Source organism: Nesterenkonia halobia, from assembly GCF_039536005.1.
GTDB classification, from domain to species: Bacteria; Actinomycetota; Actinomycetes; order Actinomycetales; family Micrococcaceae; genus Nesterenkonia; species Nesterenkonia halobia.
Genome location: NZ_BAAAYG010000001.1, coordinates 63,785 through 87,680, shown reverse-complemented (window position 1 = coordinate 87,680; position 23,896 = coordinate 63,785). Strand labels below are relative to the sequence as shown.

Genomic DNA, 23,896 nt, shown 5'->3' with positions numbered 1-23,896 from the left:
GCTGGACTCCAGCACGCAGTCGGGATCAGCTCAGCTCCGCTCGATGGATCGCCAGGGCGATCTTCACCCGATTGTCGGCCTCCAGCTTCTGCATGATCCGCCCGATGTGCGTCTTGACCGTCGGCAGGCTGACGAACTGCGCCTCGGCGATCTGCTGATTCGTCATCCCCTCGGCGACGGCGCGGGCGATCTCCAGCTCCCGCTCGGTCAGTGCGGCGAGGCGGCCGCGAGCCTCCTCGCTCCGGAAGCCCTCGCGCGGGGCGGTGGCCCGCGAGATCACCTGCCGGGCGACCGACGGAGAGAGCGCCGGGGCGCCTTCGGCGGCCTGCCGCACCGAGCGGACGAGCTCGGCCGGCGGAGTGTCCTTCAGCAGGAATCCGGCGACGCCGAGCTCCAGAGCGCGCAGCACGGTCTCGTCGGCGTCGAAGGTGGTCAGCACCAGCACAGTGCGGTCGGGGTCGTCGGCGAGCAGCTGCTCGGCGCAGGCGAAGCCGTCCATGCCCGGCATGCGCAGGTCGAGCAGCACGACGTCGGGATCGAGCGCGGCGGCGAGCTCGACGGCCCGGTGCCCGTCGGCGGCCTCGCCGGCGATGTGCAGCCCTTCGGCGCCGTCGAGCAGCAGGCGCAGGCCGGCACGGATGAGCTCCTCGTCGTCGACGACCAGCACACTCAGCTCGGCCATGGCACCCACGCCCTCACGAGGAACTCGTCCTCTCCGGCCTCGGTGACGAGCTGTCCGCCCGCCAGCTCGGCGCGCTCGCGGGCGCCGACCAGCCCGAGTCCTCCGCCGGCGCCGACCGGAGCTTCCTCCGGCGTCCTGCGGAGCCGCGGGTTGGCGACGGTCAGCGCCAGTCGGTCGCCGGGGCCGCCGTCGAGGGTGACCTCCACGGCGGCTCCCGGGGCATGGCGCAGCGCATTGGTCAGCGACTCCTGCACGATGCGGTGGACGTGGCGGCTCGACGCGGGCGGCAGCTCGGCCAGCGGCGCGGAGGCCCGCACAGTGGTGGGGGACCCGGCGTCGTCGGCGTCCTGGGCGAGGCGTCGGATGCGCGCCTCCAGATCGAGCCCCGCGTCGTGATCCTCCGGGAGATGTCCGGACGCGTCGTCGCGCAGCACCTGCAGCGTGCGGCGGACCTCGCCCATCGCCTGGTGCGCGCTGGAGCGGATCACTCCGGCCTCATGCCGGACCTGCTCGGCGGCGAGCCCCTCGCGGTACTCCAGCGCCCCGGCATGGAGGGCGATGAGCGAGAGCCGGTGGCCGACTTCGTCGTGGATCTCCCGCGAGATCCGGATGCGTTCCTCCGTGCGCGCCTGCTCGGCGGCGAGGCGGCGTTCGGCCTCGGCGGCGCGCGCCTCGTTGCGCAGGCTCTCCACCAGCGCCCGCCGAGCGCCGAGGATCCACCCGGAGAGGACCGGCGCGGCGAAGACGGCCATGCCGGTGAGCGCCACTCCCATGATCAGCCAGGGGTCGTCGAACGGCATGTCTTCCGTGGGAAGGGGCATCACGAGCTCACCGAGCGCCGTCGAGGCGACAGTGGCGGCGAGCAGGAGCGCCACCAGCCGCAGGCTGCGGCGCGTGCTCAGCGAAGCGACGGCGAGCAGCCACGGGGCCACGGCGAAGACGGAGAAGCCCGCCGTCGCACAGAGGAGCAGGGCGATGGTCACCGGGGCCCGGTCCCGCAGGCCGACCAGGACCATCGAGGCGAGGCCGAGGACGACGTCGAGCAGGAGCGGCAGCGGCGAGATGTCGGGGTCGACCGTGATGACGTCCACCCAGACGACGACGCCGGAGGCCAGGCCGATCAGCGCCGTCAGGGGCAGCTGCCAGAGGTGCCGTCGGCGTCGTCCACGAGCTGTCACGGTGTCCAGCCTATCCACCGGCCCGGCGCCCCGCGTCGACCGGAAGGATGACGCTGATCTGGTCCTTTCGACGGCGGGCCGGCTGCTCAGCGACCGATGTGCGCGCCGGCGGGCCGGCGAAGGATGGAACTATGCCTTCTTCGACGACCACTGATGTCACGACCCCGCCGGACTCCATGCCGTGTCCCGACGAGGAGCCGGCGCCGCCGGTCCACCACCGGCTGGCCCGCAGCTGGCCGCAGTACCGCTGGTGGAAGCCGCTGCTGGGCCTGGTGCTCAGTGCGGTGATCTATGCCGTCGGCGGCTTCGTCCTCATGGTCGCCGTGCTGCTGTCGCTGCTGATCCGGGACCCTGACGCGGAGTTTCCTGCGACGCTGGACGTCTATGATCCCTGGGGATTCACGCTGATCTTCGGAACCGTCGCGCTGATGCTCCCGGCGCTGCTGCTGGGCTTCCGGCTGGCGGGATGTCGGCCGGTCGGGCTGCTGTCCTCAGTGGCTGGGCGGCTGCGCTGGACGATGATGGCGCGCTGCCTGGTGCCGGCCGTCGTCGCCGCCGCCGGGATGGCGGCCGTCTCCGCCTGGGCGCAGCTCGGCGAGGGCGGGGCGCGGCAGATGGGGCTGCAGGTCCCGTGGCCGATGCTGCTGCTGGCCCTCGTGCTCGTCCCGATGCAGGCGGCCGCCGAGGAGTACATCTTCCGCGGGGCGCTGATGCAGACCCTCGGCGCCTGGCTGAAGCACCCGGGGTGGGCGATCCTGCTGCCGGTGCCGCTCTTCGTCCTCGGCCATGACTACGACCTGCCCGGACAGCTGGCGATCGCCGTGTTCGCGCTCGGGACCGCCTGGATCACCTGGCGCACCGGCGGGCTCGAGGCGGCGATCGCGCTGCATGTGGTCAACAACCTCGCCGTGTCTCTCCTCGGGTTCGGCGGGATCGGCGACCTGGCGGCGACGGAGGTCGGCTGGCCGGTGGCGCTGGCCGATGCCGCGGCGGTCGCGGCCTTCGTGCTCTGGGTCGAGCAACGGATCGTGCGGGCGAGGACCGTCTCTCCCGCGTCGCGGGCCGGGTCTCTTGACTCTCCCGGTCGGCCGGGCGGACGCTGACGGTGGACCGGGCAGCGGGGGTGAGGCATGTGTGGACGGTGGACGACCCGACGGCCGAGGCGGCGGAGGAGCGCCTCGTCGAGATCCTCAACGACGGGTGCCTGGGGCTGATGCTGGCCCTCGGCCACCGCACCGGGCTCCTCGCCGTCCTGGCGCAGGCGTCGACGCCGCCGACGGCCGCCGAGCTCGCCGCCTCCGCCGGTCTCCAGGAGCGCTACGTGCGCGAGTGGCTAGGGGCGATGGCCGTCGGGCGTCTCGTCGCCCACGACCCGCAGACCGGACGCTATCGGCTGCCGGCGGCGCATGCGGACCTGCTCACCGACGAGGGCGATGCGAACGTCGCAGCCTTCGCCCAGTACCTGGCTGTCCTCGCCGGCGTCGAGGACGAGCTCGTCGGCTGCTTCCGACACGGCGGCGGCGTCCCGTACTCCTCCTATCCGCGGTTCCAGGAGGTCATGGAGGCCGACTCCGCACAGACGGTGGTCGCCGCGCTGCTCGACGACGTCCTGCCCATGGTCCCAGGCCTCGCCGGCCGGCTGACCGCCGGCATCGACGTGCTCGACGTCGGCTGCGGCCGGGGGAGGGCGCTGGCCGTGCTGGCCCGGCAGTTCCCGCGCTCGCGGTTCCACGGGCTCGACCTCTCCCAGGAGGCGATCGACCACCTGCGCGCCGAGCATGCCGACCTGCCGTCGCTGGAGGGGCGCGTCGGCGACGCCGCCGTCCTCCCGGCGCCGTGGGGCGCCCAGTCCTTCGATCTGGTGACGACCTTCGACGCGATCCACGACCAGGCCGATCCCCTCGCCGTGGTGCGCGGCATCCGGGAGGCGCTGCGGCCCGACGGCGTCTACCTGGCCCAGGACATCAATACGTCGGGCACCCATGCCGGCGACCTCGACCACCCGCTGGGACCGTTCATCTATACGATCTCCACGATGCACTGCCTGACGGTCTCGCTGGCCCGGGGCGGGACCGGCCTCGGAGCCGCGTGGGGACGGCCGGCCGCGGAGGCGCTGCTCGCTGAGAGCGGCTTCAGCTCGGTGTCCACGCACCTGCTGCCGCATGACGCGCAGAACGCCTGGTACGTGGCCTGGCCGTGACCTTCGTCTCGAGACTCGGCATTCGGCGTCGCGATGCCGTAGACTCATAGGGCATTCTCCGGAAGGCCCCGTCTTCTCCTGCTTGCTCCAGGCGAGCGTCGAAGCATTCGACGCCTGTGATGCCTGTCGAGGTTCATGTGTGTTTCACGGGTCGACTCCGGAGCCGACCAGCGGTCGCAGAGTCCCCGTCATCCCAGCTCTCATCAGAGCATGTGCACCCTGCCCTGCCCTTGACGCATGTCGAGCAGAGGTGGTCGACGCATGTGTGCAGAAGAGCTGTGCTGTCGAGGACCGGCCGTGCCGATCCGAGAAGGAGCACCGCCCATGAGTACCCCCACCCTCGCCCAGGACGCCGACGAGCGTCAGGAGACCGTCGAGCAGTCCGCCCCGGCTGCGACGGAGGAGCAGACCCCGCAGGCTGAGCAGACGGCTGACCAGGCCGCTGAGCCGGCGACTGAGCAGACGGCTGCCCAGCCGGAGGAGTCCGAGCCGTCCGAGGCGCCGGCGAAGACCGAGGCGGCCGAGCCCGCCTTCCGCACCCTCGGCCTGGACCGCCGCGTGATGGCCGTCGTCGACCGGATGGGCTTCACGACCCCCACGGCGATCCAGGCGCGGACCATCCCGCTGATGAACCAGGGTCGCGACGTCATCGGCCTGGCCCAGACCGGCACCGGCAAGACGGCGGCTTTCGCGCTGCCGACGCTGAGCAGTCTGGCCGCCGAGCACGACGCCGGTCAGCTGACCCGCACGCCCAAGGCGCTCGTGCTCGCCCCGACGCGTGAGCTGGCGCTGCAGGTGGCCGACGCGTTCTCCACCTACGCGGCCGACGTCGACGGCGTCACCGTGCTGCCGATCTACGGCGGCGCCCCCTACGGCCCGCAGCTGGACGGTCTGCGCCGCGGTGCGCAGGTCGTCGTCGGCACCCCGGGGCGCGTCATCGACCACATGCAGCGCGGCTCGCTGGACCTCTCGGGCATCGAGCACCTCGTCCTCGACGAGGCCGACGAGATGCTGCGCATGGGCTTCGCCGAGGAGGTCGACCAGATCCTGGCGAAGACTCCGTCCGCGAAGCAGGTCGCGCTGTTCTCGGCCACCATGCCGAAGGCCATCCGCCGGATCTCCGCCGACTACCTGAACGACCCGGTCGAGGTCTCGGTCAAGGAGGCGACGTCGACGTCGTCGACGATCAGCCAGCGCTACGTCCAGGTCAAGCATCACGCCAAGGGCGACGCCCTGGTGCGGATCATGGAGACCGAGACGCAGGACGGCGCGATCGTGTTCGTCCGCACCCGTGCGGCCACCGAGGAGGTCGCCGAGAAGCTGACCGCCCGCGGATTCCGCGCCGCCGCCATCAACGGCGACGTCCCGCAGAAGCTGCGCGAGAAGACGGTGGAGAACCTGCGCGCCGGCCGGGTCGACGTGCTGGTGGCCACCGACGTCGCCGCCCGCGGGCTCGACGTCGAGCGGATCAGCCACGTCTACAACTACGACATCCCCATGGACACCGAGTCCTATGTGCACCGGATCGGCCGCACCGGCCGCGCCGGGCGCTCCGGGGAGGCCGTGCTGTTCGTGACCCCGCGCGAGCGGCGGATGCTGCGCTCGATCGAGAAGGCCACGCGCCAGAAGGTCGAGCAGATGGCGATGCCGACCATCGCCGACGTCAACGCCGCCCGGTCGCGGCGCTTCGCCGAGCGGATCACCGCCGCCCGGCAGGACGGCCAGATCGACCAGTACCGCGAGGTCGTCAGCTCCTACATCGCCGATAACGATGTTTCTGGGGAGGATGTCGCCGCCGCGCTGGTGGCGATGCTCCACGAGGGGCGTCCGCTGTTCGACCGGGACTCCGGCCACGACGACCTGGTCCGCGAGGCGTCCCGCGAGGCCTCGGAGAAGCCCGAGCGCGGCGGTCGTGACCGCGCTTCCAAGGGTCCGGCCCGCGAGGCCGGCCCCGGCAAGGCGATGTACCGCATCGCGGTGGGTCGCCGGAACGGGGTGAATCCGGGACACATCGTCGGGGCGATCGCCAACGAGGCCGACCTGCCGGCCAAGGACATCGGCGGCATCGACATCCGCAACACCCACGCACTGGTCGAGCTGCCCGAGCAGCTGTCCTCCGCGCAGTGGGATGCGCTGGCGAAGACGCGGATCGGCGGCGAGCTGATCGAGCTGAAGAAGGACGCCGGCGGCGCGTCCGGCGGCCCCTCCGGCGGCCGCGGGGGCGGCGCCCCGCGCGGCGGCGGGCGTCGTGACGCCAAGTCCGGCGGCTTCGGCTCCCCGAAGCGCAAGCCGCGCTCGAGCTGAGCCTGCACGACGACGGCGCGGTCCCGGCCACACGGTCGGGGCCGCGCCGTCGTCGTGTCGGCAGTCTTCGTCGAGGCGGCAGTCTCGGACCGCCGGCCGCGAGGGTGGATCGAAGAGGTGAGTCAGGTCACTTGCTCTCGATTTCACTCGCCGTGAGGGTGCTGGTAGACTTTCATGCCGTTGCCCCAATAGCTCAGCGGTAGAGCGCCATCTTGGTAAGGTGGAGGTCGCGGGATCGATTCCCGCTTGGGGCTCGGAGTGAGAGCCCGCGCAGCGCAGAGCGTCTCATCCTCCCGAGGATGGGGCGCCACTGCACGGCGCGGGCGCTTCTCATTCTGTGGCGGTGTAGCTCAGTTGGTTAGAGCGCACGACTCATAATCGTGAGGTCGCGGGATCGAGCCCCGCCACCGCTACTCCCTCAGAGGACCCCTCGCCCATCGGGCGGGGGGTCTTTTCGTTGACCAGGCTGCTGCCGAGCAGGTCAGCGAGCGATACATCCAGGAATGTCGCGATCTGCATGAGTTCGGCGATCGTGAAGGACCGGTTTCCTCGCAGTCTTTGCGAGACATTCCCCTGCGTGATGTTCAGTACTTCAGCCAGGCGGCGCTGAGGAAGGCCGCGCCTACCTAGCCAGCTGCGAATTTCTGCGCCCACATGTGCGTCGAGATTGTCCATCTCCGCATCAGTGCTGGTGATCGTCATGGGGCAAGTCTAACTCCTAGGCGACCGTTCGTGTACCCACAAGACTCAGATGTATCGACACGCGAAACGAACGGCTTGGCACCTAATCGCAGAGCGAATAGAGTTGCCGCCATGAAGTACAGCGAAGCGATTGCAGCAAATGTACGAGCCGAGGTGGGGAGGAAGAACCTCTCGAATCTGGAGGTGGCATCGTGCTTGGGGGTATCTCGCGGGGCCTTGAGCAAGCGCATGACCGGGATGACGGACTGGAAGACCGGCGAGCTTGTTCTCCTGGCTTCGATCCTTGGGGTGAAGTTCTCCCAGATCACCGAGGGGATCGATGACGCCGATGAGCTGAACCACGGCGGGAATCCTTCGGACGCGGGGGCTGCCTGATGGCTGAGGGCGAGATTTCTGAAAGCTTCAGCCTCGGAAGCTCCGACGGTGACCTGACGGCCCAGGAGGCCCGGCAACTTACGGACCAGATCAAGACCGGACTTGCTGTGGTCTGGGAGCACATCATCCGCGCCTACCAGGGCCGGGCATGGCTGGCTCTAGGCCACCAGACGTGGGATCAGTTCATCCAGCGAGAGTTCGGGTCGATGAACCTCCAGCCGCCTCGTGAAGAGCGTGAACAGACCATCTCGTCACTCCGCGACGCGGGCATGAGCGTCCGCGCGATTGCCGCCGCAACGCAGCTAGGGCGCGGAACGGTCGGGCGAGCTATCTCCTCGTCCCATGCAGGTGTCCCAACTGGGACACCTGATGGTGAGTCCTCAGAGCAGATGATGCCTACTGATCCAACTCCTGCACCCATCCAGGGGATCGACGGAAAACAGTACGCTGCGGCCCGCCCGAGAAGTGGGGACGACGAGCACAAAGAACCGGCGTCAGACGAACCTCGCGTTCCGGGCCAGATCTCGATCGCGGATGAGCTGGGCGAGGACGCCGGGGACGCCGTGTCGGGATCGGTGCTGGGGATGTCTCCCGAGGAGGCCGGAATCCCAGTGGTCGACATCGAAGCGACTGAGGCCAATCACCGTGAGCAGTCCCGCCGCGACCTTCGCGAGTTCCATGCCTCGGGGCAGGCTGCTGTGCCGATGACGATCAAGCTGGCCGCCCGGCTTTCGGCTTCGGTGGTTCCGGCGATGGGTGACTCGCCGCTGACCGATGAGGAACGGGTCGGAGTGATCAGCGATTCCGCGCGGTGTGTGCGCACCCTCGCCAATCTGCTGAGCCGCACGGCCGCAGCGCCTGAGGCCCTTGCCGCTGATGATGCTGCGGCTGAAGAAGTGATGTCGAACGTGACCGACGCCGTGGAGGACCTGTCCCGCGCCGTCGACGGGTGGAGGAAGACGCGATGAGCGAGCTGATCCAAGACGAGTTCATGACCACGAACGGACACCGGCCGGCAGAGACTGCGGAGCGGAAGACTGAGCTGCACGCGGTTGAGACCGAGTCGTCGGCGACGGCGGCAGACAGGGGTGTGCCCCCGGCCTTTGAAGATGCGGCGGGTGAACCGCAGGCCGGGGGCACTGGAGGTGACGAAGATAAGAACCGAGGAACGGATTCGGCATCTTTCGCCAACTCCGATGGTATCAGCGCCGATCAGGGCGAGGGCAGTCGCGGGCGCACAGCGGCGAGCCGTCCGGGCCGGGGACGCAGAGTCAATCCGGACTCCGGGCCCTTCATCCGCCTGATCGTCGCCGGGGTGACGATCCTGGGCCTGGTGGCCTTCGCGATCTCTTTCGTCGCCCTGATGGAGGTGGCCGCCTGGCTCGGGCTCCCGTCGTGGATGGCCTGGGCGGTTCCGGTCTTCATCGACCTGGCGATCCTCGTCTATGCCGCCGCGGTGTTGGTCCACCGCGCTCGGGGCGAGCGGACTATCGCCTCGTGGACCGCGCTGACGATCTTCACGCTGCTCTCTGTGGTGGCGAACAGCGCACATGCGCTGGCCTACGGGGCCACGGACTCTTGGCAGTCGCTGGTCGGTGCGGGAATGGCGGCGATGGTCCCGATTGCGATCTTCACCGCGACCGAGCAGCTTGCCCGGGTCGCAGTCGAGGACCCCAAGACCAGGGACCGGGAGCTGCAGGAAGCCGCTCGCTGGGAGGCCGCCCAGGCCGAGCAGGAGCAGCAGATGGTCGAGCTGGAAGCTCAGCGGGAGGAGCAGAAGCGTCGGCTGGAGCAGGAGCGTGAGGAAGCTCGCCGGCAGGCCGAACTGGAGTCCGAGGAACATGAGACTCGACTGGCCATCGCCCGGGCACAGCGTGAGCGGCGGATCGAGCAGGCGATGGCTGAAGACAGCGGGGAACCGTCTGCCGCGCCGGTGGCGCAGGTGCCGGCGGCACCGCGGACCGAGAAAGGCTCAACACAGGCACCGAGCGCTAATAGTTCCGGCGGTTCGACCCGGGGACGCCAGTCGGTCGCGGACGCTGCCGACTGGGTGCGTCGTCAGATCGAGGCCGGCATCGAGCCAGTCGGGACGGCCTTCGCCGAGGAGTTCGGGGTCTCGGAGCGTACTGCCCGGCGTCGGCTGGGTGATGTGCGCAAGACCTACCCGGAGCTGTTCCAGGCAGACGACGAGGCCGATGACGGCGCTGATGAAGAGGGCCAGGGCCAGACAGGAGGGTTCTGATGGCCACGGAGATGCTCACCTGGGCGCGCAGACAGGTCTTTCAGCAGTTCGATCTCTCAAGCTCGGAACGCTTCGTGCTGATGCTGCTGGCCGACAACGCCTCCTGGGATGAGGAAGATGGGCACTGGCACGCCCGGCCCTTCCAGGAAACCCTGGCCAAGGAGTCGGGTCTGTCGAAGCGCTCGGTGATGCGGGCGCTGAGCCGGCTCACCGAGCACGGGCTGATCTCGACCTACCGGCGTCGACGGAAGTCGGGATTCCTCGGGGGCAACGGCTACATTTTCCACCCTGAGGCGGTCGAGCAGCCGATCACCCTCACCGAACAGAACCGCGTGATCCCAGGAAGTGACACTGTGTCACCTCTTGAAACCGCAGGAGGTGACACAGTGTCACCTACCTCTACAGATCCGCGTGATCCCAGGAGGCGACACAGTGTCACCTCTGCGAAGGAAACCCAGGGGAGGCGACACAGTGTCACCTCCGAGGTGACACCAGCGACACCTCCCGCGCGCGAGGTGAACGCGCGCGCGTCCTTGAACCATCACCATGAACCGTCATCATCATCCTCATCGTCGGCTGGTGCGTTCACCGTCGTGTCAGTCGGCCAGCCGGCGGCTGGAGCCGCCGATGATGACCGGATCGATGATGACCATCAGGCTGCCGCCGAGATCGCTGCCGGCTCGGCGGTGGCCGCCGCTGGGGCGGAGCCCAGCGCGGCCACCCCGCCGAGTCCGGCCGATACCGAGGGGGCTCCTCAGCCCGACTCCGGCGAAGCGATGGGCGGCGCGGCCACAGTGTCCGGCCAGATGGCCGGTCCCGCCGCCGGTGTGGCCGGTGCGTCTGGGCCGGTGGCCACGGTGGGGGCCGACGGTGTCCACCGCGGCGTGGATGTGGCCGTGGTGGCCAACCAGGTGGCCGCGGCCATTGGCCGGCGGGCTTCGTCCGCAGACATCCGCTGGTTGGTCGATCAGGTGCTTGACCGGGCGAAGACGCGAGTCCAGCGGCCGACCCCGTACGTGGTGGCCGCGGTGACCGCGGACCCGGCCGGCTGGGCGGCCCAGCTGTCCAGCATCCCGGCCGCGGCCAAGGCCGAGCTGGCCGGAGCGGCCGGCCACAACGAGCAGGAGGCTGCGGCGGCTGTGGCCGGCCATGTGACCGGCCAGGCGGCCACTGCGATGGCCGGTGGTGACCGGCCAGGGTGTCCGGTCGATGACCACGCGAGCTTCGGCCACCGGAAGGGGCGGTGTCCGATGTGCCGCTCCAACGCCATCAGCGAGGGATGGAAGACCGAGTACGACCGCGGTCAGATGACACGGGCGAAGTTCGAGAAGCTCTCGGCCGAGGCACAGCAGGCCGTGGGCAAGCAGGGCATCGAGATCTCTGGGTGAGAGATCTCGGCTGATGCCCGAGCAACGGGGACTGGAGGAACGGAGAGCATGAGACCTGAGGAACTGGAACAGGACCCCGGCAGTGCCGGGATACCCGAGGGCGACTGCCAGCACGTCGATGAGCCAGACGACGGCCAGGGCGCATGGGATCAGTGGGCCGAGCAGAACGGTGCCGGCGAGGACGGTCCCGGGGTCAGCGACCATGAGCTGGTCGAGGCGCTGCGCGCGGCCCGGCCGGTGGTCGTCAAGACCCTGGGCGGGTCGATGGGCAGCTCGGAGGACGTCGAAGACGTGCTGCAGCAGGCCTGGATCGACGCGTCCGCGGCGCTGCATCGGTTCGACCCGATGCAGGGGTCGTTGAAGACCTGGGTGAACACGATCGCGAAGCGCAGGGCGGTGGATCACATCCGTGAGCAGAAGCGGCAGGTCGATGGGCAGTACGCCCTGGAGACCGGGGCCAAGGCTCGGGAGCAGTCCGCGGTGACGATCTGGGCCGAGGACGACGGCTATGAGGCGGTGTTGGCGGCTCAGGAGGCCATCGAGCAGGCCGGGCCGCTGTTCCGCGCGGCCCAGAAGGTGATGCCGAACCGCGAGACCTTCCAGCGGGCGGTCGAGACGATCATCGGCTGCGAGAACGACATCGCAGTGGCGACCCAGCGGCTGGGCGTCAGCGAGGACGCGCTGCGCGCGGCCCGCCGGGAGTTCGTCACCACCTGCCAGGTGATCGCCGCGGCCCAGGCGGCCCGCCGAGAGGGCCAGCAGGCCACTGTCGGGGTGCTGCTGGACTGTGTGGCCGACTCGGACCCCAGTGAGGCCGGGTCATGGCGCAGGGAGGTCGCTGATGCTGTGGCGGCCAGTGGCCGGCCGGTCTCGAAGATCACTGGCGATTACGTCGCTGAGCTGACGGGATTCAGCAAGCACACCGCGCGGCAGTACTGGGCACGGATGAAGCTCTGGCTCTCGGTCGCGGCGACGGTGATGACCACCGAGACCGGACTGACTGGAGATGAGGGTGACCGCCGATGACCCGGCGAGGAGGAGACGGAGCAATGCTGCAGACACGAGCCGAAGGAGACACGATGAGCGATCCCGGTGACACCGTCCAGAACGAGCAGTGGGTCGAGCAGATGCTCGAGAGCCGAGTTGTCGGAACGGTCCTCGCAGGGCAGTTTCCGGTGATGGGCTGGCGAGGCTGGAGGCGCTACGTCGATCCGGTGAGGACATTCAGCGTGGTGGCGGTCTGGGTCCTGGTTCTCGCCTTCGTTGGCATCGTCGCCGAACGGTCCGAGGCTCTGCTGGGGGTCCAGTGGTCCTGGGTTCCGGCAGTGATGAAGGTGACTGAACCCGCGAGCATGTCCGGGAGCATGGTGGTGCTGCTGGAGCTGATCGCGAGCGTGCTGGTGATTGCCGTTCTGCTGCAGGCCGGTGGCTCTCTGGTGGCAGCGGCAGCGCGGCAGTGGATGACTCGTCGGTCGCGGCGTCTGCAGACTCCGAGGCTGGCGAATGATCCGGTCGGTCTGGTCGACATCATCGTGGTCCCGTCGCTGACCCGGCGTGCGGTCATCGTCTACCAGAAGGCCACGGACGAGGGCGTCGGGACGGTCCGGCTCGGCCGCATCGAAGTCAACCGGCCGTTGGGCTTCGAGGACACCTGGGACATCAACGAGGGTCCGGGTCGCTATCGGGTGATCAACGAGCAGGTGTGCGGAGACCGCTGGATGGAGAGCGACTGGAGCGTGGAGACCCGGGACGCTGGGGTCAAGTCGTTGATCGCGCGGCTGTGGGCTCGACGGCGGTTCCAGGACAAGCCGCTGCGACGGCCCGCGACGGCAACGGCGTTGGCTGAGCAGGCTGAGAGTTCGGCGGCGCGGACGAAGGAACGGCTCCGGCGTCTGCAGCGTGAGCTGGTCGAAGATCCACAGCCGGAACGGCGCACGGGGCGCATGGGTGACGAGACGAGGAGGTAGACGATGATGACGAGGAACGGAACAACCCCAGAGGACGCCGAGGGTGCCGACAAGGTGATCGAGACGGCCGGGACCGGCTCCGAGGGCGTCGACATCGAGGGAAGCGCTGAGGCCGCGGTCGAGGCAGCCGAGGAGGAGCTTCCCCAGCGGCTCGATGCCGGCGACGGCCGGGGCGAGTACGTCTACCGGCGGCGTTCGTGGGTGCGACGAGCTGCCACGGCGACGCTGCGGGCCATCGGTGGCCCTTTCGCGCAGATGGGGCGGCACGTCCGCTCGGGGATGGATGCGGCGACAGCTCCCGACGATGAGTCCGCTGTGCAGCGGTATCCCGGCTGGGTGCGGAGCTGGTGGGGCAAGACGCTGCTGGTCGTGGCCACGGCGGCGGTGCTGGTGGCGTGGATGCAGATTGCCGGGATGATGCTCTGAGCCGTTTGGCTGCGGCGACAGGGCAGCCTCGCCAGCCACGGTGCGTGGGCGGTGAACCGAGCTGGCCTCCTATCGGGAGGCCGGTGCGGTTCACCGCCCTTCTTCGTCTCGGCCGGTTGCCGCGGACTGGCCGCAGGCAGTCATGGGGGAGTCGCGGGGCGGTGCTGGGGCCGCGTGACATACGTGTGATCGGGGCAGTCACGAATGGCAGGTGTAGCGGATGCGACAGACACCTTCAGGAGTGAGTGCAATGTTCGATGGTCTCGACAGCGAGATCTGGTCCTCCGAGACGGGGACCGGAGAGATCGCGGCGATGGTGCTGGGGGCTGTAGCCGTGCTGCTGGTCCTCGGCGGCGCGACCGGGGCGCTGCTGGTGGCGACCGGCAAGATCAAGGCCAGCTCAGTGCTGGCCAGCAAGGGCACCAGCACTCTGCTGGCGTTCTTCGGCGGCAGTGTCCTCATCGGAACACTGACCGGTGCGGTGGCGTGGTCCTCGACTGCTGGAGGTGAGCAGGGCGGGATCTATGGCCTGATGCCGGAGGACGCTCGTCCCGGGGCCGTCGAGGTCGAGGTCGAGAGCACGCTGGTCAGCTGCGAGGAGCCGGTGCAGTGGGAGTCCGACGGGGCCGGGCCAGCAGAGAGCGCCTATGAAGAGGCCCACGAGGAGGGCATGGAGGTCGTGAAGGCTCTCGGCATCGAGGAGGAGGTCCAGAAGGAGCTGGACGACCACGCTTCGGCCTACCTCTGGAAGATCTCCTGGATGCCTGGTGAGGGCGAATGCACCCCGGATAACCGCTCGGCCGCGGGCGGAACCACGATCGAGGTCGGCACCATCCACGCCCCCGGGGCGATGAGCAACACCGAGCACAAGACTCACGAGTTCGAAGCTCCGGAATCCAGCGACGGCTGAACCCGCGACCTGACCAGCCCGTGTCGCTCTGGCGCTGGCGGCAGGCGCATCTGTGAAGAGACCTCCCCTGGGACGGACCTCAGGGATGGGCGTACTGAGAAATTCTCAACGAGGAAGAGGGAGACCTATGTCTGCGACGACTGCTCTGGCCACCACGGTGGCCAGCGGAATCAACAAGAGCGACCTGCCGACGGCGGACTTCGAAGCGCCGTGGATGGACTTCTTCACCACGATCGGCGGGTTCATCATCGCCACGATCGTCGTGGTGCTGGTGGTGGTGATGATCATCGGTGTCGGCATCTGGGTCGCCGGCAAGCTCGGTGCCGGTGGGCGCGCCCAGGAGAGCGGCATCGGCGCGTTCGTGTGGGGCCTGGTGGCCTCGGTACTGATCGGCACCGCGACCACGCTGGTCGTCTACTTCTCCGACGTCGGGCCGGACTGGATGACCTTCGACGAAGAGATCTCGCAGCAGCAGCAGTCGACCTGATCCGCACCCTGCGGGCCGGCCGAAGGGCCGCCTGGAGATGCGGCAGTGGTGACGTGAAGCAGACGGTGGCGAGGAGTCCACGTGGGAATCTTTGATGACTGGGGCGAGAAGATCGCCGAGATCCTGTCCGGCGGGATCGAGGGTCTGGCCATGGCGGCCTGGTTCTTCATCGAAGACGCCTTCCGCGTGGGCACTGTCAGCAGCGAGGCCGGCGACGGCGCCCTGAGCGATTGGTGGGTCGCCGTCGTCGGCGGAGAGATCACCCAGGTCTCGACGGACGGAGAGGTGCTCTCCACTGTCGATCATCCCGGCATGCTGGCGGTGGTGACCGCGGTGATGGTGCCGGTGCTGATGATCATCGTCGGCATCCAGGTGGTGCTGTCGATCTTCCGCGGCTCGACCGCTGGTCTGCTGCGCGCGGCGTTGGTCGCCATCGGTGGAATCCCCGCGGTGGTGATCATGACCGGTCTGATGTGGATGCTGCTCGGTGCCGCTGACCTGGCCACATCGCACATCCTCAATGCCGGGACCAGTCAGAACGACGGGGTCGTGGCGGTGCTGTCGATGTTCGGTCTGCAATGGGACGAATCCGGGACCAACACCTCTGACGGTGAAGCGGGCGTCGTGCTGAACGAGGCCTTCGTCCAATGGGAGATGGCCCGAGACGAGCAGGACGTCGGCCGGGCGCTGTTCCCGCTGATCGTCGCGGGGGCGCTGCTGATCGCCGGAGTGATCCTGATGGGGATGATGGTCCTTCGGGTGCTGGCGCTGCTGATCCTGACGGTGTTCCTGCCGGTGGCGATCTTCTCGCTGGCCAGCGAGGCGTCGAAGCCGATCTTCAACCGCTGGTGGGGTGTGGTGATCGCGCTGCTGGCGGCGAAACCTGCCGCGGCCGTGGTGATCCGATTCGGGGCCGTCATGGCCCAGGCCTCTTCCGAGTTCATCATGATGGCCATCGGGTTCGTCCTGTTGCTGGTCGCCGCGGCTGCGCCGCTGATTCTACTGCCCTTGATGGGCTGGATGACCGGCGGTGCCAGCGACGGAATCGAACGCGCCGGCGCGGGTGTGGCCAGCCGGGCGGTGAACCAGACGAAGAGCACCACCCGCAATGCGGTGCGCGGGGCCAGCCGGCGGACCTCGTCGGCGGTGCGGCCCAGCGCCGGAGGAAGCGGAGGCGGCACAGTCAAAGCCGTCGGCGGTGGCTCCGGAGGTGGAGGCACTGGCGGCGGAGGTGCGGCGAAGTCAGCGACCACGTCCTCGGACGGCGGCAGCACCGGAGGTGGAGGCGCGGCGAAATCCGCGACGAAGCCCTCCGGCGGGGGCTCCGGCGGGGGCTCCGGCGGCGGGGGTACGGCGAAGCCGGCGACCAACACCTCTGGTGGTGGGCAGAAGACTGCGACCGGGGGATCCAGGACCGCTGGCTCCGGGGCTTCGGGGACGAGCACGACCCCGGCCTCCAGCGGCTCGTCGACGACGAAGGAAGCCAAGCCGGCCTACGGAGGAGCGGCCAAGGGGTCCTCGACGTCGGCAGGGGCCTCGGCGCAGAAGGATTCAGGATCTGGCGGGACGGCGCGGCCGGCTGTCGGTGCGACTCAGTGATGCCGGGGCAGGATGATCGAAGGGACGTGAGGTGACGATGACGACGACAGAGTCGCGATTCGAGTCGGAGTGGGACGGGTCCTCGTTCCCGAAGGAGCGCCGGACGGGCGTGGTGCTGGGCCTGGACTGGGTGCAGGTCGGCACGGTGCTGGTCGGGATCGGGATGGCGATCCTGCAGGCGTTGTTCCTGGTCCCGTTCCCGTGGGGCGTGCTGACGGCGATCCCGGTGCTGATGATCACTGCGGCGGTGGCGATTCCGAAGCCGGCTGGCCGCTCGATCCCGGTCTGGGGCGCGGTGATCCTCTACTACAAGCTGCGGAACCGGCGGGGCCAGTTGCAGTACCGCCGCCAGCTCGCGCCGGTGCAGGTTGAGCAGGATGCCGAGCTGCTCGACGGCGAGGACGACGATGATGACGATGAACCAGACGATGGGATCTCTCGGGAGACCCAGTGGCGGGATGCGCGTGGACGGATCAAGCTGACCACGGAGCGGCGACGCTTCACTCTCCCCGGCGAGCTGGCTGAACTGACCGCCTATGAGCTTCCCGGCGGGCCGGCGTTCGTCTGGGATCCTCGGCACCGCGAGGGGATCATGGTTGCGCAGGTGAGCACTCCGAAGGCGTTCGGTCTGGAGGCGGCCGAGGACCAGGAAGGCCGCACCCGGGGATACCGTGACGGGCTGACCGCTCTGGCCGGTGTCGAAGGGATCGACCGGTGGGTGACCTCGGACCAGACCACGCTGATCGCCGGTGCTCGGATCGAGCGCTACTACGACCAGAAGCGGGCGAAGGCTCCGACGGTCTGGGAGGAGGACCTGGAGCAGCACGTGCCGCTGTCGGGGGAGAACGTCGACCCGTTCCAGCACAGCGCGTTCATCGACCTGATGCGAGAGTCTGGCAGTGTGCCGGTGCATGAGATGTGGCTGACCATCGTGCTGTCGGAGAAGAAGCTGCGGGAGGCGATCACGGTCTCCGGCGGCGGGATCCGTGGGTTCATGGAGGTCGCCATCGGGGTCACCGGCTCAGTGGAGTCAGTGGTGGAGGACTCGGGCGCTGAAGTCACCGGCTGGCACACCCCGCGGACGCTGGCGGGACTGTCTCGCTCGGCCTTCGACCCGGGCTCGACGCTGATGGTCACCCAGGGCGATGGCGGAATCGCCGGTGCCGACGTCACCGATGCCGGGCCGATGGCCATGGACGTCTACCCGGATCGGATCGCAGCCGATTCGGCGGTGCACCGGACCTACATGATCTCGGAATGGCCGCAGCACCAGGCCAAGTTGGGCTTTCTGGAAGAGTTCGTCTTCGCCGGCGGGTTCCGGCACACCATCACTGTGGCGTACAAGCCGGAGGAGCCGGCGAAGGCGCTGCACCGGAACAAGCAGCGCAAGGCTGATCTGGCCACCGCGAACCGGATGCGGCAGAAGCTCGACCAGCCCGACACCCAGCAGCCCGAGCGTGAAGGGGCCGATGTCGAGAAGGAGGAGGCCGAGCTGCTCGAGGGACATGCGCCGATGAAGCCGGTCGGGTTGATCACGATCTCGGCTGAGGACATGTCGTCGCTGGAAGCGAATTGCCAGAAGGTGCTGACCCGGGCGACGCGCGCGAACTGCCAGCTGCGGCCGGTCTGGCGAGAGCAGGACGCGGCCTTCGCCGCCGCGGCGCTGCCGTTCGGTCGCATCGGGATCCGCTGACGAGCACGAAGGGGAACGAGGATGAGCATGGAGACAGGCCGCCCGGTGCATCGGACCGTGTTCGGCGACGGGCCCGCCACGGGCCGCGCCGCCCGGAAGGAACGCAAGCGGCTGCGTGAGCTGTCCCGGCTGCAGGCGGCGACGAAGCGGAAGAAGGCCAGCGGGCCGGGCCTGCCGGGCCCGGCCTACGGGGAAGGCGGGTCGACGGCACCGGCTCAAGGCTGGGGGCTGCGGCGGTTGAAGGTGCAGGGGGTGCCGACGACGGCGCACCTGGCGGCGACGACGATGCCCTGGGTCGCTGGCCCGTCGTTGGGCTCTGACGGGGTGCTCGTCGGCGACGACCTCAACGGCGGCGGAGCCTTCTGCATCGACCCGTGGGAGCTCTACGAGCGCAAGATCATCACTGCGCCGGCGGCGATGATCTTCGGCACCGTCGGCACCCGGAAGTCGACACTGGCCAAATGCTGGGCGATGCGGCTGGTGCTGACCGGCCGCAAGCTCTCGGTGACTTCCGACGTGAAGGGCGAATGGACTCCGGTCATCGAAGCTCTCGGCGGGCAGGTCATCAAGCTCGGACCCGGGCTCAACACCCGCGTGAATCCCCTGGACGAGGGGGTTCGTCCCTCGCTGACCGAGGACGGTGAGGTCATGACCGAGGAGAAATGGGCCGAGATGGTCCGCTCGCGGCGGCTGACGCTGATGAACCGCATCGTGCGCATCCTGGAGGAGCGCAAGCTCACCCATGCCGAGATCGACGTCATCCGGCAAGCCCTGGACGACGCAGTCGATGCCGAGCCGGTCTCGGCGCAGGGGATACCGCGGACGGTGATCATCCCGGACATCATCGACAAGCTCTGGGGCATCTACCACGGCGAGCAGACGAGCAACCCCACCCGCTCGGAGGCGGCCAACGGCATGGCGATGACGCTACGGCGGCTGACCACCGGCGACATGAAGGGCATGGTCGACGGAGAGTCCACCCACGTCTACGACCCGTTCGCCACGGCGGTCTCGCTGGACACCTCCGCACTGGGCGAAGCCGACCAGGTGCTGCGCAATGTGATCAGCGCCTGCTCGACCACCTGGACCGAGTCGATGATCGGATTCGCCGAAGCCGGTCAGCGTGTCGTGGTCAACGAGGAGGCCTGGACTGAGATCACCAGCGAGGACGACCTGGCGGCGAAAGTGCGGTTCTTCAAGCTCGCTCGCACCTACGGGATCTTCAACATCCTGATCCTGCACAAGCTCACCGACCTCGACATCGCCGGCGACGCCGGCTCGAAGGAAGCGGCGATGGCCCGCGGACTGCTCGCCGAGGCCGACATCAAGATCATCCACAAGCAGGACGCCTCGGCGTTGACCCGGACGATGTCGGAGCTGGAAATCTCCGAGCGGGAACGGACGCTGCTGAAGGACCTCGAACCAGGTGTCGCGCTGTGGCGGATCGGCTCGAAGATGAGCTTCCAAGTCGCCACCCGGCGGACCGCGGCCGAAGTGCCGCTGACCGACACGGACCAGCGGATGAACTTCGCCGCCGGCACAGACGAGCCGGAGACTCCGGCGACCGGAGTAGAGACACGGCAACACGATGAGGACGAAGCGCTGGTGGACGCTGAGATGGCGGCCGCCGGTCGAGGCGCAGAGACTGCTGCGGGTCAGGAGGATGCGGCATGAACACCACCAAGCAGACCACCGGCCAGGAGAAGATCATGCTGCTGGTGCTCGGCCTGTTCGCCCTCTACGGGCTGTTCATCGGCGTGGGAATCCTCGCGAATCGGCTGGCCTGCGGGGCATGGGCGAGCCCGCAGAGCCCGCTGGCAGGGCTGGAGTTCTTCGCCACCCAGAACCCGGCCGCGTTCGGCACCGCTGATGGGTGCTCGGCGACCCCGGGGTGGCTGGCAGTGGTGCTGCTGGTGACGCTGGTGATCGTCGGGATCATCGTCGCCGCCAGCGTGGCCGCCTACCGGCGGTACAAGCAGTCCGACAAGTACTTCAACAAGGACGTGGCCAGCCGCGAGGGCATCGCCCAGGGGGCCGAAGTCCGTCGGGTGCTGAAGAACTCGAAGAAGACGGTGAAGAAGGTCCGGCCGACGCAGAAGCGGCCGCGGCTGGCCGATGCGGCCCTGCGGCTGGGTCAGAGTGTGGGCACCCCGATCTGGGTCTCGCTGGAGGAGTCGCTGCTGCTGATCGGCCCGCCCCGGTCGGGTAAGGGGCTGCACCTGCTCATCCAGGCGATCCTGGATGCCCCGGGCCCGGTGATCACCACCAGCTCCCGGTCGGACAACTACGCCGCGACCGCTGAGATGCGGGCGAAGAAGGGCCCGGTGGCACTGTTCGACCCGCAGGGGCTGACCGGCAAGCCGACCACGCTGAAGTGGTCGCCGATCACCGGGTGCGAGAAGCCGGTGGTCGCGAACCAGCGGGCATCCAGCCTCATCGGTGCCTCCGGGCTGGGATCGTCGGGGAACAACGCCGAGTGGAAGGCCCCGGCGACGACGATCATGGAGTGCCTGCTGCACGCCGCGGCCCTGGGCAACCGGACGGTCGATGACCTCATGGAGTGGGGCACCAACCAGGCCTCGGCCCGCCGGGCGGTGGCGATCCTGAAGGACCACCCGCAGGCTGCCTCCGGCTGGGGCGCGGCGCTGGAGGGCATCATCGACGGCGACCCGAAGATGCTGCAGAACAAGTGGTTCGGCGTCGAGGGCTGCGTGAAGGGCCTGAGCGTCCCGGAGGTCCGGGAGGCGCTGAAGCCGACCAGCGTCGAGGAGACCTTCGACATCGACCGTTTCATCAACGAATCCGGCACTCTCTACATCGTCGGCACTAAGACCGGCGGCTCGAGTGCGGGGCCGTTCTTGATCGCGATGATGGATGCCATCACCGAGCGGGCCCGCGAGATCGCGGCGAAGCGGCCGGGCAACCGGCTGGACCCGCCGATGTCGCTGGTGCTGGATGAGATCGCCAACATCTCCGGCTCCTGGCCGGGGCTGACCCAGCTGATGGCCGACGGCGGCGGTGTCGGCATCTCGCCGTTCGCGGTGTTCCAGTCCATGGCCCAGGCCCGCAACGAGTGGGGCGAGCAGGAGGCCTCGGCGCTGTTCGATGCCGCGACGGTGAAGGTCCAGCTCGGCGGTGCCGCCAACACCGATGACCTGAAGGTCTTCAACGAGCTGGCCGGACAGCGGCAGATCACGCGGCGCTCGAAGTCCTGGCAGAAGGACGGGGCCTCGGTCGCTGAACAGGTCCACGACGTCGACGTGCTGCCGATCGCGGACCTGCGGCGCATCCCGTTCGGCCGGGGACTGCTGCTGCAGCGCAACGGCCGACCGATCTACATGTCGATGGTCAAGTGGGTCGACCGCAAGGACTCCAAGGAGATCAAGGCCTCACTGGGGAGGTACAACTCCTCGTTGCTGGAAGCGCTGACCAACGGAGACCAGCAGGTCTCCGAGGAGGTGCTGACCACCGGAGCCGAACAACCGGCCGCCACCGCGGGACAGACGCCCGGACCGTCCGCGACGCCAGAGGCGGCGGCAGGACTGGACGAGCTGATCCGCGAACAGAACGAGGCCGTGCAGTCATCAGTCGACCAGCCCACCACCGCCGCGGCCGAGACCACCGAGGCCACCGAGACCGGTGCCGGCGCATCTGAGGCTGTGGGCGAGCCGACTGGCTCGACCGATGGCGGCGGCGATGAGCGGCAGTCCGGTCAGGCCGTGAACCTTCCGCCGGTGAGGTGAGGCGAGGATGGCACGACTGTCCCTGCACCGGACCGGCAACAGTGACTACTCGCGCGGGTACCTGCGCTCTCGAGCGTGGTTCGCTCGGCGGCGGCGCTGGTTCGAGGAGGTTCGGGCGATGGGGATGGAGCCTGGCTGCGTGGTGTGTGGGATGACCGAGGCCGCCGGTCGGCAGGATCAGGTCTCGCTGGACCTGCACCATGTCTCCTACGCCGGTGTCGACAAGACCGAGTCCGGCCGGTGGATCGCCGCCGAGGAGCACCAGGATTTGATGCCGATGTGCCGGGGTCACCACCAGCGACTCCACCGGATGATGGATGGACGCAAGGAGTTCTACGGCTGGGACCGTGAGCGGGCGACGATCTGGATCATCACGCATCTGATCCGCACAGAAGAGACAGCAGACACCGACGACGAGACGAGGAAGGACGCGTGAGCGTGCCGATGGGCGAGCAGCCGAGCGAGGAGCACCGACCCGGGGACCAGCCGCCCGAGGAGGCGGTGGTCGATGACGTCGTCGCCGACGAGCCGCTGACGTGTTATCTGTGCCAGCGGCCGGCGGTGTTGGAGGTCCACACCACCGGCCACGCGGTCTACGACATCACCGCCTGCACCCAGCCCAGTGACTCGGGGGTGTGGGTCTGCCACTCCTGCCATGTCGCGCTGCACCGCTGGATGGACAGGAATCCGGGAGAGGATGCGGCGATGCTGGCCATCGCTGAGGTGATGAAGCAAGCACTGAACGTGATCCAGACACCACGGATCTACCGCAGACGCCGGGATATGCGCCGAAGCCCGGCAGCATGACCACGCGGTGAGGGGGAGACGAGATGAGCGAGGAAACGCAGAACCAGCAGCAGGGCGGTGCCGCTGAGGACGACGCGCTGCTGATGGCCTGGGACGAGATCGCCGCGCCGGCGAGCCCGGACAGCGGCGACGGCGACGAGGACCAGGCGGAGGACGGTCCGGGGGAGGAGGATCCCTGGACTGCAGTCGCTGAGGCGACGGGCCGGGCCGGCGATATCAGCGACCAGGAAGCTGCTCAGCAGCAGTCGGTGATCGAGAAGGCCCGGCAGCGACGGCGTGAACGGTGGGACGAACTGCGTGCTCAGCGGCAGGCGGCCAAGCAGAAGAACGAGGCCGCCTCGGCTGGCGGGGCCGGATCGAACGGTGAAGCGGACCAGGGCACGCCGCTGGCCCCGTATCGGGATCCGCGGGTCCAGCAGAAGTTGGAAGACGACTCGGACGGCGTGCCGGAATGGCTGGGTCTGCGGTGGCGCGAGATCCCGACCGAACAGCAGCAGCAGGCCTGGATCGGGCTGCGCAAGTGGGTCGACTGGCTGGTGCGGGAGTACCGGCTGCCGGCGCATGTGGTGCCGGCGTGCTGGTATCGCCACCCCGACATCACCGCCGAGCTGTGGGCGGCGATGAACATGGAGTACAAGGCCTGGGCCGAGGGAGCCCCGAGCCTGACCCCGATGATGATGTGGCACCCCAACTTGGAGCAGATGATCGTCCGGCTTCGGAACAAGGTTGAGAATGCTGGCTGCTCACCGGAGAAGGGTCACCAGCCGCCGATCCCGCCGGGGAATGGGCTGGAGCCCTTCGAGATCGCCTACGACGAGGACGACTGGCAGGCAGCGACCTCCGGTCGGCGCGAGACCCAGGGAGTTGCGCGGCCGGCGGCCGGGTCGCAGTGGGTCAGGGCGGTGGCCTTCGACGGATTCGGCGAACAGATCGCGGCCTCGAATCCCGTCGGGCTGGGGGCGGCGCGGGTGAACCACCGGCCGGAGGCATTCGCTCGGTTCGGCAGCCTCGCCGAGGCCGGAGAAGCCGAGCTCTGGCTCGACGTCGAGCGCGGCACCCAGGTGACGACAGTGCAGTGGGAGACCAGCGCCGATGGCGAGTCCTGGCAGCCGCTTCCCGACGAGCAGACGACAGCCGACGCGGAAGCCGTCGAGGAAGAGGACGAGGTCGAGACACCCGTGCGGTGACGAGAA

The 23,896-nt window shown here is 68.8% G+C and carries 22 protein-coding genes and 2 tRNA genes; 21 read left to right on the top strand and 3 right to left on the bottom strand.

Features of this window, described 5'->3' with window-relative positions; genetic code table 11:
* Window positions 1-25: 25 nt before the first annotated feature.
* The gene (locus ABD652_RS00360; RefSeq protein WP_344717201.1) at window positions 26-682 is read right to left on the bottom strand and encodes a response regulator; all 657 of its coding nucleotides are present in this window, start codon (window positions 680-682) and stop codon (window positions 26-28) included.
* A complete protein-coding gene (locus tag ABD652_RS00355) occupies window positions 670-1,860 on the bottom strand; it encodes a sensor histidine kinase (RefSeq protein ID WP_344717200.1) in 1,191 nt (396 codons plus the stop codon). Before ABD652_RS00355 ends, ABD652_RS00360 begins: the two co-directional genes overlap by 13 nt.
* 131 nt (window positions 1,861-1,991) lie before the next feature.
* Between ABD652_RS00355 and ABD652_RS00350 the strand changes: the two genes are divergently transcribed.
* The 5 genes from ABD652_RS00350 (at window position 1,992) to ABD652_RS00330 (ending at window position 6,777) form a co-directional block, all read left to right on the top strand.
* Window positions 1,992-2,963: a CPBP family intramembrane glutamic endopeptidase gene (locus tag ABD652_RS00350; RefSeq protein WP_344717199.1), complete on the top strand. Its 972-nt coding sequence runs from the start codon at window positions 1,992-1,994 to the stop codon at window positions 2,961-2,963.
* A gap of 38 nt (window positions 2,964-3,001) precedes the next feature.
* Window positions 3,002-4,060, top strand: coding sequence for a class I SAM-dependent methyltransferase (locus ABD652_RS00345; protein WP_344717198.1), 1,059 nt, complete (start codon window positions 3,002-3,004; stop codon window positions 4,058-4,060).
* Window positions 4,061-4,384: 324 nt separating this feature from the next.
* Complete coding sequence (locus tag ABD652_RS00340; protein ID WP_344717196.1) at window positions 4,385-6,364, top strand: DEAD/DEAH box helicase; 1,980 nt, start codon at window positions 4,385-4,387, stop codon at window positions 6,362-6,364.
* Between the two features lie 182 nt (window positions 6,365-6,546).
* Window positions 6,547-6,618, top strand: a tRNA-Thr gene (locus ABD652_RS00335).
* Window positions 6,619-6,703: 85 nt separating this feature from the next.
* A tRNA-Met gene (locus ABD652_RS00330) sits at window positions 6,704-6,777 on the top strand.
* Here ABD652_RS00330 and ABD652_RS13940 read toward each other — a convergent pair.
* Window positions 6,737-7,039 (bottom strand): helix-turn-helix domain-containing protein, encoded by a 303-nt coding sequence (locus ABD652_RS13940; RefSeq protein ID WP_425574522.1) that lies wholly within the window; start codon window positions 7,037-7,039, stop codon window positions 6,737-6,739. The genes ABD652_RS00330 and ABD652_RS13940 overlap by 41 nt on opposite strands.
* Window positions 7,040-7,177: 138 nt before the next feature.
* Between ABD652_RS13940 and ABD652_RS00325 the strand changes: the two genes are divergently transcribed.
* From ABD652_RS00325 to ABD652_RS00250, 16 genes are all read left to right on the top strand, one after another.
* The gene (locus ABD652_RS00325) at window positions 7,178-7,441 is read left to right on the top strand and encodes a helix-turn-helix domain-containing protein (RefSeq protein ID WP_344717195.1); all 264 of its coding nucleotides are present in this window, start codon (window positions 7,178-7,180) and stop codon (window positions 7,439-7,441) included.
* Complete coding sequence (locus ABD652_RS00320; RefSeq protein WP_344717194.1) at window positions 7,441-8,409, top strand: hypothetical protein; 969 nt, start codon at window positions 7,441-7,443, stop codon at window positions 8,407-8,409. Before ABD652_RS00325 ends, ABD652_RS00320 begins: the two co-directional genes overlap by 1 nt.
* Window positions 8,406-9,683, top strand: a complete 1,278-nt coding sequence (locus ABD652_RS00315) for a DUF2637 domain-containing protein (protein WP_344717192.1) — start codon at window positions 8,406-8,408, stop codon at window positions 9,681-9,683. The genes ABD652_RS00320 and ABD652_RS00315 overlap by 4 nt, the downstream gene beginning before the upstream one ends.
* Entirely contained in the window at window positions 9,683-11,071 is a 1,389-nt protein-coding gene (locus ABD652_RS00310; protein WP_344717191.1) for a helix-turn-helix transcriptional regulator, read from the top strand. The genes ABD652_RS00315 and ABD652_RS00310 overlap by 1 nt, the downstream gene beginning before the upstream one ends.
* Before the next feature lie 48 nt (window positions 11,072-11,119).
* Entirely contained in the window at window positions 11,120-12,097 is a 978-nt protein-coding gene (locus ABD652_RS00305; protein ID WP_344717190.1) for an RNA polymerase sigma factor, read from the top strand.
* A gap of 53 nt (window positions 12,098-12,150) precedes the next feature.
* Window positions 12,151-13,038 (top strand): hypothetical protein, encoded by an 888-nt coding sequence (locus tag ABD652_RS00300; RefSeq protein ID WP_344717189.1) that lies wholly within the window; start codon window positions 12,151-12,153, stop codon window positions 13,036-13,038.
* A gap of 3 nt (window positions 13,039-13,041) precedes the next feature.
* On the top strand, window positions 13,042-13,464 hold the full coding sequence (locus ABD652_RS00295; RefSeq protein WP_344717188.1) for a hypothetical protein: 423 nt from the start codon (window positions 13,042-13,044) through the stop codon (window positions 13,462-13,464).
* Window positions 13,465-13,714: 250 nt separating this feature from the next.
* A complete protein-coding gene (locus ABD652_RS00290) occupies window positions 13,715-14,374 on the top strand; it encodes a hypothetical protein (protein WP_344717187.1) in 660 nt (219 codons plus the stop codon).
* Window positions 14,375-14,501: 127 nt separating this feature from the next.
* Entirely contained in the window at window positions 14,502-14,861 is a 360-nt protein-coding gene (locus ABD652_RS00285; protein WP_344717186.1) for a hypothetical protein, read from the top strand.
* A gap of 81 nt (window positions 14,862-14,942) precedes the next feature.
* Complete coding sequence (locus ABD652_RS00280) at window positions 14,943-16,460, top strand: hypothetical protein (protein WP_344717185.1); 1,518 nt, start codon at window positions 14,943-14,945, stop codon at window positions 16,458-16,460.
* Between the two features lie 37 nt (window positions 16,461-16,497).
* The gene (locus ABD652_RS00275; RefSeq protein WP_344717184.1) at window positions 16,498-18,153 is read left to right on the top strand and encodes an SCO6880 family protein; all 1,656 of its coding nucleotides are present in this window, start codon (window positions 16,498-16,500) and stop codon (window positions 18,151-18,153) included.
* 21 nt (window positions 18,154-18,174) lie between these two features.
* Entirely contained in the window at window positions 18,175-19,827 is a 1,653-nt protein-coding gene (locus ABD652_RS00270; protein WP_344717183.1) for a conjugal transfer protein TraC, read from the top strand.
* On the top strand, window positions 19,824-21,896 hold the full coding sequence (locus ABD652_RS00265) for a type IV secretory system conjugative DNA transfer family protein (protein WP_344717182.1): 2,073 nt from the start codon (window positions 19,824-19,826) through the stop codon (window positions 21,894-21,896). The genes ABD652_RS00270 and ABD652_RS00265 overlap by 4 nt, the downstream gene beginning before the upstream one ends.
* Window positions 21,897-21,903: 7 nt before the next feature.
* Window positions 21,904-22,332: a hypothetical protein gene (locus tag ABD652_RS00260; RefSeq protein ID WP_344717181.1), complete on the top strand. Its 429-nt coding sequence runs from the start codon at window positions 21,904-21,906 to the stop codon at window positions 22,330-22,332.
* Window positions 22,329-22,703 (top strand): hypothetical protein, encoded by a 375-nt coding sequence (locus ABD652_RS00255; protein WP_344717180.1) that lies wholly within the window; start codon window positions 22,329-22,331, stop codon window positions 22,701-22,703. The genes ABD652_RS00260 and ABD652_RS00255 overlap by 4 nt, the downstream gene beginning before the upstream one ends.
* A gap of 23 nt (window positions 22,704-22,726) precedes the next feature.
* Window positions 22,727-23,890 (top strand): hypothetical protein, encoded by a 1,164-nt coding sequence (locus ABD652_RS00250; RefSeq protein WP_344717179.1) that lies wholly within the window; start codon window positions 22,727-22,729, stop codon window positions 23,888-23,890.
* Window positions 23,891-23,896: the final 6 nt, after the last annotated feature.